A 12,351-nucleotide genomic window follows, 5' to 3' on the forward strand; every position below is an offset into this window, starting at 1 on the left:
CGCCGGCGCGGCCCGCGCCGCCGCAGAGGGCGCCGTGTCGACTCGGGGCATGCTGGCGCGCCGCGGGCGGGCGAGCTACGTCGGAGAGCACGCGCGCGGAGTGGTCGACCCCGGGGCGCTCGCCGTCGCCTGGTTCTTCGAGGCCGCGGCGCACGCGCGGGCGGCGGCATGAGGGCCGCGGACGCCGGCCACACCGGCAAAGTGATCATCACGGTCGCGCCCACCGGCGGGTTCCTCACCCGCGCCGACCACCCCCACGTCCCGACCCGGCCGGACGAGATCGCCGCCGACGTGGCGCGCTGCGCGGACGCGGGCGCGAGCGTGGCGGCGCTGCACGCACGGCGCCCGGACGGCCAGGCCACCTGCGACGCGGCGGTCTACCGCGACATCAACGCGCGGGTCCGCGCGGCCTGCGACGTGGTGATCAACAACTCGACCGGCGGCGGGATCAACGGCGACCTGCTGCGGGTGCGTCCGGACGGCTCCCGGGTGGTCGACTGGGCCGCCCGCATGGCGGGCGTCGACGGCGGCGCGGACACCTGCACGCTGGACGCCGTCACCGCCTACATCAGCGGGCCCGATGGGCACGAGGTGCTCATGGACACCCCGATGGAGCGGGCCGTCGAGCTCGCGGCGGCGATGTTCGAGCGGGGGATCAAACCGGAATGGGAGGCGTTCGGCCCGTCCCACCTGGCCCGCGAGCTCGTCCGGCTCACGGCCCTGGGCTTCGACGCCGAGCCGTACTGCGTGAACCTGGTGCTCGGCCTGGACGGCACGTTCCAGAACGCCGTCCCCTATACGCCGGCCAATCTGCAGAACATGGCGGACGCGCTGCCGGACGGCTCGGTGTTCACGGTGACCGTCAACGGTCCGCAGCAGTTCCGGGGCCTCGCGCACGCGCTGGCGCTCGGCGGGCACATCCGGGTCGGGATCGAGGACAACCCCTGCCTCGTCCCCGGGGAACCGGCCGAGAACGTCCGCTTCGTCGAGCGCGCCGTCGCCCTCGTCCAGAGCGTCGGCCTCGAACCCGCCACCCCCGACGAGGCCCGCCGGATCCTCGGACTCCCCGCACGAGAGGACCTCCCCCATGCCGTCTGAACAGGACCGGGACCGCGCGCCGCTGCGCTCGCAGGAGTGGTTCGGCGGCTCCGGCATCAACGGGTTCATCCACCGCTCGTGGATGAAGAACCAAGGCGTCCCCGACCGGATGTTCGACGGCCGCCCGGTCATCGGGATCTGCAACACCTTCTCCGACCTGACCCCGTGCAACGCGCACTTCCGCGAGCTCGCCGAACACGTCAGGCACGGCGTGCTCGAAGCCGGCGGGTTCCCGGTCGAGTTCCCGGTGATGTCGCTCGGCGAGACCATCGTGCGGCCGACCACCATGCTCTACCGCAACCTGGTCTCGATGGAGGTCGAGGAGTCGATCCGCGCCAACCCGGTCGACGGTGTCGTGCTGCTGTGCGGTTGCGACAAGACGACGCCGTCGCTGCTCATGGGCGCCGCGAGCTGCGACCTGCCGACCATCGTGGTGTCCGGCGGGCCGATGCTGAACGGCCGGTGGAAGGGCAGGACGGTGGGGAGCGGCACCTCCCTGTTCGAGATGAGCGAGGAGGTGCGGGCAGGCCGCGTCACCGAGTGCGAGTTCCGCGCCGCCGAGGGCGCGATGGCGCGGTCGGCCGGCCACTGCAACACCATGGGCACCGCCTCGACCATGGCCTGCATGGTGGAGGCGCTCGGCCTCGCGCTCCCCGGCAACGCCGCGGTCCCCGCCGTCGACGCGCGGCGGCGCCTCCTGGCCCGCGAGTCGGGCTTCCGGGCGGTCGAGATGGTCCGCGAGGACCTGCGGATGTCGCGGATCGTCACCCGCGCGTCCTTCGAGAACGCCATCAGGGTCAACGCGGCGATCGGCGGGTCGACGAACGCCGTGGTGCACCTGCTGGCGCTGGCCGGACGGCTGGAGATCGAGCTGGAACTGGACGACTTCGACCGCGTGGCCGAGGGCGTGCCGCTGCTGGTCGACCTGATGCCCGCCGGACGCTTCCTGATGGAGGACTTTCACGCGGCGGGCGGCCTGCCCGTCGTGCTGAAGGAACTGGGCGACCTCCTGAACACCGGAGCGCCGACGGTGAACGGCCGGACGCTCGGCGAGAACGCGGCCGGCGCCGTCGCCTGGGACCGCGAGGTCATCCGCGCCGCCGCCGACCCGCTGCGGCCCGATGCCCGGATCACCGTGCTGCGCGGGAACCTGGCGCCGTCGGGAGCCGTCGTCAAGCCGGCGGCGGCCTCGCCGCACCTGCTGCGCCATACCGGGCCCGCGCTGGTGTTCGACGGCATGGACGACTTCCGGGCCCGCATCGACGATCCGGATCTGCCGGTGGACGAGAACACCGTCCTGGTGCTGCGCCACGCCGGCCCGCGCGGGTTCCCGGGCATGCCCGAGGTCGGCAACCTGCCGCTCCCGAAGAAGCTGCTGGAGCGGGGCGTCACGGACATGGTCCGGATCTCCGACGCCCGCATGAGCGGGACGGCGTTCGGCACGGTCGTGCTGCACGTCGCGCCCGAGGCCGCCGCGGGCGGTCCGCTGGCGGCCGTGCGCGACGGGGACCTGGTCGCCCTCGACGTCCCGGCCGGCACGCTGGACCTGCTGGTCGACGCGGAGGAGATCCAACGGCGGCTGGCCGCGGCGGCACCGCCGTCCCCGCCGTCGACCGGCTACGCGAGCCTCTACGTCGAGCACGTCCTGCAGGCCGACCGGGGCGCCGACTTCGACTTCCTGGTCGGGCGGCGAGGAGCGGCGGTGCACGGTGACAATCACTGACCCGCCGCGGCCCTCGGTGGCCGTCGTGACCGGCGCGGGGAGCGGCCTCGGCCAGGCCATCGCCCGCGCGCTGCTCGACGACGGCCACGTGGTCGTCCTGGCGGGCCGGACGCGGGCATCCCTGGAGGACACGGCCGCAGACCATCCTCGCGCCCACGTGGTCGTGACCGACGTGACCTCCGCCCCGTCGGTCCGGAACCTGTTCGCGTCGGCGCGAGCCCTGCATGGCCGCATCGACGTCCTGATCAACAACGCGGGGATCCTCGGACCGCGGGGAGCCGTCGACGAGGTCGAGGACGGGCCCTGGCACGACGTGCTCGCCGCCAACGTGACCGGCTCGTTCCTGTGCGCCCGCGAGGCGGCGCGCATCATGAAGGACCAGCGGCCCCAGGGCGGCCGGATCATCAACAACGGGTCGCTGTCCGCGCACGTGCCGCGGCCGCGCAGCGTCGCCTACACCGTGAGCAAGCACGCGATCAGCGGGCTCACGGCGTCCATGAACCTCGACCTGCGCGACCACGGCATCGCCTGCACCCAGCTCGACGTCGGCAACGCCGCGACGGCGATGACCTCCGGCATCGGAGTGCGGGCGCTCCAGCCGGACGGCACCCGCCGACCCGAACCGACGATCGACCCGCTGCACGTCGCACGCTCGGTCGCGCACGTCGTGTCGCTGCCGCTGGAGGTGAACGTCCCGTCCCTCACCGTGATGGCGCGGGCGATGCCCTACGCGGGGCGCGGCTGACGCGCCGTCAGCGCCGCTGCAGGACCGGCCGGACGATCGAGCGCGCCCGCTCCAGGTCGCGCGAGATCGTCATGGCCGTCGTCCGGACGGCGGCGTCCATCCGGGCGGTGTCGATCCGGCCGACGACCCCGGACATCGACACCGCCGCCAGCACCTCCTCGTCCGGGCCGATGACCGGGGCGGCGATCCCGACGATGCCGTTCAGCGCCTCCTGCCGGTCGAACGCCACACCGCGCCTCCGGACCCGCCGCAGCTCGGCCCGCAGTGCCCCGATCTCCACGATCGTGTGCGACGTGAAGCGCTGCAGGACATGCGGGATCGCTACCTGTTCCGCGGGCATGAACGCCAGGATCGCCTTCCCGGACGCGCTGGCATGCGCCGGCCACCGTCCCCCGGAATGCTGCGGCAGCCGCGGGCCCTCCGCGCTGCGGAAGACCTCCAGATGCACGACGTCGAACCCGTCCAGCAGGGCGAGCCCGACGTTCTGCCGGGTCGCCTCGTGCAACGTCAGCAGATGCCTTTTCGACGCCTCGCGCAGGTCCCGCTGCTGCGGCAGCGTCTCGCCGATCTCGAACAGCAGCAGCCCCGGACGGTAGTCCTGGCCGTCCCGCTCAAGGAGCCCGACCCGGACCAGCTCGGCCACCATCCGGTACACCGTGGTCTTGGGCAGGCCCGTCCGCTGCGTGAGCGCCGAGGCGCTTAGCACGCCGCTGCTGTGCGCGAACTGCCTGAGAATCTCAGCGGCGCGACCGACCGCGGTGATCTCGCCAGTGCCCCGATGGGCGGGACTCATGGCCGCCTCCTCCGAGGCGCGATCGCCAAGGTCAAAGCCCAGATCCGCTTCGCGTGCACGCCACTCCCTCGTCGCCTCGGCTCAGACCGAGCCTGCGCGCTCCACCGCGTTCACAGGGAGCCCAGAGTCCCATTGAACGGGAATCCTCCCCGTGCTGCCTAGTGCCGCAGCGGCCGCAGCACCACCGGCTCCACGCTGGAGTCGCTGAGGAGCGCGAGCGGGATCATCATTTCGAAGGTGAGGTGGAATGGAGGTCCGACCTGGCCGGCGTTCGAAATCTACAACGTAAAGGAAGTGGCTCGCCATCCCGCGAACAAGAGCGCGACGGCTCAATTGTTGCTCTTATGGGATTAGAGGCCAATATCTCTCCAAACGGGCGTGCGGCATGCTCTCATCGAGAGCATGCCTCTTCGCGCATCCAGCCCTCGCCGAAGAGGTCACAAGTTTCCGCGAAGGCGTTACCGCAGGTCACGGCCCCGTAGAGGTGCTTCGTGCGAGAGTGGCGCAGCTCCGCCGTAACGTCTGACTTGCGAGGCCCCACTTTCGGTTCGGAGTTAATGTGGATTTTGACCCTGAGTTGAGGTCGCGGTCGTGATAGTTGCGGCCGGAGTCGGCCAGTGACGAGACGTCCGGACATCCCTGATGGCACGGTGAGTGTTCCAGACATCACTGACGGCGATGATCGGTTGCGTTCCGGTGAGCCGTCCGAAGTCCCACGTGGATGGGGGCGCTCGTGGCACCGGACATCGTTCTGTTCCCGCACTGCGATCTCCACCTGGTCCTGTCCGGTACGCCGCCGTTGACGCTGCAGGTGTCGGACCGGGCGGTGACGGCCGGCGGGTACACGCTGACGCCGATCGCCCCGGGGGCGATCGCCGTGGACTTCTTCGCGCCGCATCGCCCGGTCGGACAGCGGCTGCTCCCGCCGCTGCCGGCGTACAACAGCGCCAACGGGCAGGTCACCGCCACCCAGCCGGGAGTGTACCTGTTCCAGGTCCGGCGCGGCAGCGACTACATCGTCGGCCGGCTACAGGTGCACACCTCGATCGTGGCGTGGTGGTTCGGCAACGACTCCATCACCACCGCCGTGGACGACGTGGCGCACGCCCAGCCGTCGATCTACGCCAAGTTCAGCGACGATCCGACCGGTACGGACCTGATCGGCGACATCACCGGGCACGGGTACGTGACGCTGACGTCGGCCGACACCAACACCTTCGTGGTCAACCCGCAGGGGCGGCTGCGCGGCCTGCGCGAGACGACCGGCACCCCCGGGACCGTGGACCTGACGGGCACGTTCCTCAACCAGACCCAGCGGCTGCCCGTGCGGGTGGTGAACTACGCCAAGCACCGCCGCGACCTGAAGCCGGTCCAGACGCCCAACGTGGCGCACGCGGCCGAGCAGCACAACATCGTCTTCCTCGCGGAAGGGTTCCGTAAGTCCGACGAAGAGACCTTCGACAAGATCGTCACCCGCGTCGTGGACCAGATGTTCGACCAGCCCCGGCATCAGCCGTACCCGATGCTGGAGGGCAGCTTCAACATCTTCAAGGCCTTCGGCGCCTCGCAGGAGCATTGCGCCACCGTCGCCTACCGGGTCGCCGACGCGGACCAGACGACGGGGACCGGCGTGCCCATCCCGTTCATCCGCAGGGTCAGCGACAACGAGAACGTCTACACGCTGCGGGACCTGGTCGCCAAGGTCGGGCTGCCGATGCGCAACGAGAGCAGGGCGAACCTCAAGACCATCTGGGCAGGGCAGGAGCTGACCGGCTTCGATCCCAACAAGGTGGACGACACGGTGCTGGGGGCGTGGAAGAAGCACCAGGGGACCGGGATCCTGCACGCACGCGACACCCTGTTCGGAATGCATCTGGGCTGCCGGTGGGGCGACCGCTTCTCCGACCGCAAGGCGGCGGTGACCCCGCCCGGAAGCGACCAGCCGGGCACGCCGGGGCTGCGCGAGTTCATCGCCCGGCTCTATGAGTTCTACAAGCCCGAACAGGCGACCAGGGCGTTGACGCCCGACCCCCGCAGGCATCCCCCCGAGCGGTTCGCCGGCCGCCACAGCACCAATCCGGGCAACCTGATCCTGCAGTACCTCGCGGGCCTGGAGTACGCGTTCGCCCCGTTCCCTCACATCGGACCGGTCTGGGAGCCCGACGACGCCCACTTCAAGCCCAGCCGCGGGCTGGTCGCCCTCATCACCTATGACGAGGTGAACGGCGGCAGCAACGTCAACAACAACACCCTGACGGCCCTGACGACCAACAAGGGCGACGGGGTGGAGTTCGAGTACGCCGCGGGCGACAAGCGGGTGATGCGGCGCAAGCCGTCGTCGGAGCCCGACGTCGACTTCACCGACACCGTCGACACGGTCGCGCACGAGTTCGGCCACAGCTTCGGCCTGAAGGACGAGTACGAGAACTCTGGGGGAGACGACCCGACCGCGCCCGCGACCTCACCGGACGACATCCTGGGCGACAACGTGAGCATGCTGGGGTTCCTGCGGATCAACCCCGCGCCCGACCGGCAGATCGACGTCACCAAGGTCAAGTGGTTCGCGCTGCCCCGGATGCGGCAGTCCGCACGGCTGGTCATCGACTCCGCGCCGGGTCTCGGCGGCATCGAGATCATGATCGACAAGCGGTACATCGCGCCGTGGCAGAAGATCGCGGCGCAGAACCCGCCGGCCGAGGTGCACCTGCGCAACTTCCACGTCAGCCCGCAGGGCATCCAGCTGCCGCTGGCCACCGGCCCCGCCCAGATCCTGACCAACCTGAAGATCGCCCACATCGAGCCCGAACTGGGCACCATGACGCTCGACGGCCCGGGCCTGCCGCCCGCGCCGTTCCCGACGTTCGCCGCGGGCTCGGCCGTGTACGTGCCGCTGAAGGACGCCGCCGGTCAGATCCGCACCGTGGTCGAGCCGGCGGTGCGCAAACACCTGACCACTCCCACCCCCGCCAACAGGACGCCGCTGAACGTCGACACCGACATCCTGCGTCCCAAGCACGAGGTCGATAACCCCAGGTCCATCCCGGACTTCAAAGCGCCCTGCAAGTCCTCGAAGCTGATCGGCGTCTACGAGGGCGCGCTCGACTTCGCGGGCGGCTACTACCGGCCGACCGGAGCGTGCAAGATGCGCCGCTCCGACGACGAGGACAACGACGGCGAGTTCTGCTTCGTCTGCAAGTGGCTGATCGTCAACCGGGTCGATCCGGGTTACCACGGCATCCTCGACGCGATGTTCTACCCGAAGGCGAAGAAGAATGGCTGAGCCCGGCACGTTCGACAAGCTGGTGGCCGAGCTGGGGCAGGCGCTGCTGCCGCTGCGCGAGGCGCTCGCCTCCCCGGAGGCCTTCACCGCGTTCCTGCAGAAGCTGGGCTGGCGCGCCGAGGACATCCCGCAGCCGCTGCGCGACCTCGGCAGCGGGGTGGAGACCCTCTACGACGGTCTCACCAGGCTGCTCGGCGCGGGCGGCCTCAACGTCGGCGGCTCCGTGGGCGACGGCGAGGCCTCGGTGCAGATCTCGCCCGACGACGTGGGCCGGGTGCTGCGGGCCTTCCAGGACGTGGTCAACGCGATCAAGGCGATCGCGAACGCACCCGACTCGGCCATCCCCGCGCCGCTGCGCGCGGACGGCTTCAAGGAGAAGTTCCCCGGCCAGCTCATCGACCACCTGGTCATCACCTACCTGCAGCGGTACCACCCGTCGATCGGGTTCGGGCTGCGCGCGCTGGGCGTGGTCAAGACGGGCTACGCGCCGGCTGAGGGCAATCGGCCGCCGTACATGAACGTCCGGCTCGACCTGACGGACCTGCCCAGGACGCTGAGCGAACCCTCGCTGGTGCTCAAGAACGCCTTCGGCTGGGGCGAGGCGGACTTCGACTTCGAGGCGCTGGCCGTGCAGGTCGACAACCTGATGATGGCCCTCGGCGTGGACATCGCCACGGCCGAGATTCCGACGGCGAGTGCGGCCGCCCTGCAGGGCACCGCTCCCAAGCTGACCGACCCGCCGGTGCGCGGCATTCGGGCGGTCTTCTTCGAACGGGCGCAGGCCTCGGGTCGCATGGCCGCCGAGATGAGGCTGCTGCCGGTTCCGGCGGCGGCCGGGGGCCCGCCCGGCCTGGCGCTGATCCCCGCCTTCAACGGCGCGCTGGACTTCAAGTTCCAGCTGGGCGACGACATCGCCCTCACCATCCGTACCGACCTGGATCTGCAAGGCGGGATCGGGCTGCGGGTGCGGCCGGACCGCCCGATCGAGATCATCGTCGGCTTCGCCGGCGGCGGCGGCTCGCCGTCCCACGCCGGCGGCTCGCTGGTGGTCAAGGCGGAGCGCGGCAACGCCGACGCCGCCCCGATCGTATTGCTCGGCTCACCCGGAGCGACCCGGCTGCAGTTCCGCAAGGTCGGCGGCACCGGCGGCATCCGGCTGTCCGACGGCGCGGCGGACGTGTTCGCCGAGTTCGAGCTGGCCGGTCTGGAGTTCGTCTTCGACCCCGGCGAAGCCGACGGCTTCATCGCCAAGATCGTGCCGGACGGCGGCTTCTCCTTCGGGGCCGACCTGGCGCTCGGCGTCTCCCAGCGCACCGGCTTCTACTTCCGCGGCACCTCCAACCTGGAGATCCAGCTGCCCGTCCACCTCAACCTGGGCCCCATCGACATCCAGTCGCTGACCGTCTCGGCCGCCCCCGGCGCGGACGGCCTGCCGATCAACCTCGGCGCGACGTTCAAGGCTGAGCTCGGCCCGATCAAGGCGGTCGTCGAGGAGCTCGGTCTGGCGGCGACCTTCGGCTTCACGTCCGGCAACGACGGGAACCTCGGCCCACTGGACGTCTCGCTCGGGTTCAAGCCGCCCAAGGGCGCGGGCCTGTCGGTGGACGCCGGGGTGGTCAGCGGCGGCGGCTACCTGTTCTTCGACCCGGCCAAGGGGGAGTACGGCGGGGCGCTGGAGCTGGAGTTCGCCGGGCTGTTCGACGTCAAGGCGATCGGGCTGATCACCACCCGGATGCCGGACGGCTCCGCGGGCTTCTCGCTGCTGCTGATCATCACCGCCGAGTTCGGCACCGGCATCCAGCTCGGCTTCGGCTTCACCCTGCTGGCGGTGGGCGGGATCGTCGGGCTGAACCGCCGGATGAACCTGCAGGCTCTGGTGGAGGGGGTACGGAGCGGCTCGATCGAGTCGGTGATGTTCCCGCGCGACGTGGTGGCCAACGCGCCGCGCATCCTGTCGGACCTGCGCGCGTTCTTCCCGCCCGAGCAGGGCACGTTCCTGGTCGGGCCGATGGCCAAGATCGGCTGGGGTACCCCCACGCTGGTCTCGGTCTCGCTCGCGGTGATCATCGAGGTCCCCGGCGACATCGCCATCCTCGGTGTGCTGCGCTGCGTGCTGCCCACCGCCGACCTGCCGCTGCTGGTCCTGCAGGTGCAGTTCGTCGGCGCGATCGAGTTCGACAAGCAGCGCCTGTGGTTCTTCGCCCAGCTCTTCGAGTCGCGCGTGCTGTTCATGACCCTCGAGGGCGGAATGGGCCTGCTGGTCGGCTGGGGCGACGACCCCGACCTGGTCATCTCCGTCGGCGGCTTCCACCCCTCGTACAGGCCGCCGCCGCTGCCGTTCCCGGTGCCGCCGCGCATCCGGGTGGACATCCTCAACCGGCCGGGCGCCCGGATCACCGTCTCCGGCTACTTCGCGATCACCAGCAACACGGTGCAGTTCGGTGCGCGCGCCGAGATGGTGCTGGGCTTCGACGACTTCGGCATCTCCGGCCATCTCAGCTTCGACGCGCTCTTCCAGTTCTCGCCGTTCCGCTTCGCCATCGCCATCTCCGCGGGGGTCTCGCTCAAGGCGTTCGGCGTCGGCCTGTTCGGCATCGACCTGGACTTCCAGCTCGAAGGCCCGGCCCCGTTCCGGGCGCACGGCCGGGGCTCGATCTCGCTGCTGTTCTTCGAGATCTCCGCCGACTTCGACATCACCTGGGGCGAGGACCGCGACACCACGCTGCCCCCGATCGACGTGCTCCCGCTCCTGGCGGGCGAGGTCGCCAAGCCCGAGGGCTGGCAGACCCGGCTGCCGACCGGCGGCGGAAACCCGCTGGTCACGCTGCGCACGTTGCCGCCGACCGAGGACCTGGTGCTGCACCCCCTCGGCTCGCTGTTCGTCCGCCAGCGCGCGATCCCGCTCGCCGCACGGCTGGATCGCATCGGCGCGCAGCGGCCGCGCGACGGCAAACGGTTCACCGTCGAGCCCCTGCCCGGCAGCGGCCTCGTGCGCGCCTCCATCACCGCCGACAAGTTCGCGATGGCCCAGTTCCAGGACATGGACGACGCGACCAAACTGTCGCGACCGGCGTACGAGGACCAGGACGCGGGGCTGGAGATGGTGGCCGCGCAGGGCGCGATCGCCTCCGCCCGGGTCGTCAAGCGCAGCGCCCGCTACGAGCAGATCGTCATCGACAGCAGGCTGCGCCGCCCGCCGGGCACCGTACGACCGGCGACCCGCACGATCGTGCAGGCCGACGGACTCGTCCGCCGGGTCGCCCCCACCGCCGCGCCCACCAAGACGCTGGCCAGCGTCAGCCCGGCCGTGTTCACCCGGCTTCTGGAGGGCAGCAGCACCAGCCGTTCACCCCTGTCACAGCGCGAAGCCGACCAGCGCCAGCCGTACGCCCCTGACGAGACCGTGCAGGTCACGGGCCAGCGCTTCGTGGTCGCGCACCTGCGCAACAACGCCCAGGCCTTCCCGCCGGCCTCGCTCGGCTCGGCCGCGGCGAGTTTCCGCAGCCAGGCGGCGGCCGAGGAGGCCCTCGCCGAGTGGGTCACCGCGGACCCCGCGCTCATCGGCCGGCTGCACGTCATCCCCGAATCCGAGGCGGCGGCCCTGCCGGTCGCCCCGCAGTCGTGGACCTCCACCGGCTCCCTGCCCACCCCGGCCATCGCCCCGGCGGCGGTACGGCTGAGCAGCGGCAAGATCCTCGTCGCCGGCGGTCGGGACGCCGCGGGCAAGGCGCTCGCCGACGCCGCGCTCTTCGATCCCATCGCCGGGAACTGGGCCGCCACCGCGCCGCTTCCGGTCGCCCGCGACGGGCACACCCTCTGCCTCCTGCCGGACGGCCGGGTCCTCGCCGCCGGCGGCGTGACCCAGACCGCGCCCCTGGCGACCACCGAGATCTTCGACCCGCTCACCGCGACCTGGAGCAGCGACGTTCCGCCGATGCGCACCGCCAGGTTCGGCCATGGTGCCACGGTGCTGCGCGACGGCAAGATCCTGGTCACCGGCGGCACCGGCACCCGCGGCGACTCGCTCGCGTCCGCCGAGGTGTACGACCCGGCCAAACGGCAGTGGACCGAGACGGCGATGACCGACCCTCGCTCCGACCACCAGGCGGTACTGCTCGCGGACGGCCGGGTCCTGGTGGCCGGCGGCGTCCTCAAGACCGGCCGGACCGACGCCGCACTCGGCTATTGCGAGATCTACGACCCGGCGACCGGCATATGGACCCCGACCGGCTCGCTCGCCACACCTCGCGCGGGTCATCAGGCGACGCTGCTCGCCGACGGCACCGTCCTGGTGACCGGCGGCGACGCCCCGACCGGTCCGGTGCGCGGTCCGTACGACTCCGCCGCCCTCGCCAGTGCCGAACGCTTCACCGTCGAATCCGGCACATGGACGGCGGTCCGCGACATGCCCGGGGGGCGCACCCGGCACCGCGCCCTGCCATTGCGCTCCGGCCTGGTGCTCGTGGCGGGCGGTACCCGCGCCCCCGCCTTCGACGGCGGCTTCCGCAGCGCGCTGCTGTACGACCCGGCCGCCGGCACCTGGACCCCCGCGAGCGGCCTGGCCACCGGCCGGTGGGCGTTCGCCGTGATCGACCTGCCCGACGGCCGGGTGCTCGTGGCCGGTGGCCGGACCCGCTCGGTCGCCGCCGCCCCGCACCCCGGCACCGACATCCTCACCCCGACCGCCGAGATCTTCACGCCCTGACGACGGA

7 protein-coding genes are annotated in these 12,351 nt (G+C 71.4%); 6 read left to right on the forward strand and 1 reads right to left on the reverse strand.

Features of this window, described 5'->3' with window-relative positions:
• The 4 genes from ABZ914_RS06205 to ABZ914_RS06220 form a co-directional block, all read left to right on the forward strand.
• Nucleotides 1-172: DAK2 domain-containing protein (locus ABZ914_RS06205; RefSeq protein WP_500192028.1), on the forward strand; the 172-nt coding region annotated here is incomplete at its 5' end.
• Nucleotides 169-1,098, forward strand: coding sequence for a beta-keto acid cleavage family enzyme (locus ABZ914_RS06210; RefSeq protein WP_500192000.1), 930 nt, complete (start codon nt 169-171; stop codon nt 1,096-1,098). The genes ABZ914_RS06205 and ABZ914_RS06210, both read left to right, overlap by 4 nt.
• On the forward strand, nt 1,088-2,821 hold the full coding sequence (locus tag ABZ914_RS06215; RefSeq protein ID WP_500192001.1) for an IlvD/Edd family dehydratase: 1,734 nt from the start codon (nt 1,088-1,090) through the stop codon (nt 2,819-2,821). The genes ABZ914_RS06210 and ABZ914_RS06215 overlap by 11 nt, the downstream gene beginning before the upstream one ends.
• Entirely contained in the window at nt 2,808-3,566 is a 759-nt protein-coding gene (locus ABZ914_RS06220; RefSeq protein ID WP_500192002.1) for an SDR family oxidoreductase, read from the forward strand. The genes ABZ914_RS06215 and ABZ914_RS06220 overlap by 14 nt, the downstream gene beginning before the upstream one ends.
• Before the next feature lie 7 nt (nt 3,567-3,573).
• Here ABZ914_RS06220 and ABZ914_RS06225 read toward each other — a convergent pair whose 3' ends face one another.
• The gene (locus ABZ914_RS06225) at nt 3,574-4,359 is read right to left on the reverse strand and encodes an IclR family transcriptional regulator (RefSeq protein ID WP_500192003.1); all 786 of its coding nucleotides are present in this window, start codon (nt 4,357-4,359) and stop codon (nt 3,574-3,576) included.
• 733 nt (nt 4,360-5,092) lie between these two features.
• Between ABZ914_RS06225 and ABZ914_RS06230 the strand changes: the two genes are divergently transcribed.
• Both ABZ914_RS06230 and ABZ914_RS06235 read left to right on the forward strand, forming a co-directional pair.
• On the forward strand, nt 5,093-7,639 hold the full coding sequence (locus ABZ914_RS06230; protein WP_500192004.1) for a hypothetical protein: 2,547 nt from the start codon (nt 5,093-5,095) through the stop codon (nt 7,637-7,639).
• Entirely contained in the window at nt 7,632-12,344 is a 4,713-nt protein-coding gene (locus tag ABZ914_RS06235; protein ID WP_500192005.1) for a DUF6603 domain-containing protein, read from the forward strand. Before ABZ914_RS06230 ends, ABZ914_RS06235 begins: the two co-directional genes overlap by 8 nt.
• The last annotated feature ends 7 nt before the right edge of the window (nt 12,345-12,351 follow it).

Source organism: Spirillospora sp. NPDC046719, assembly GCF_040645715.1.
Taxonomy (GTDB): Bacteria; Actinomycetota; Actinomycetes; order Streptosporangiales; family Streptosporangiaceae; genus Spirillospora.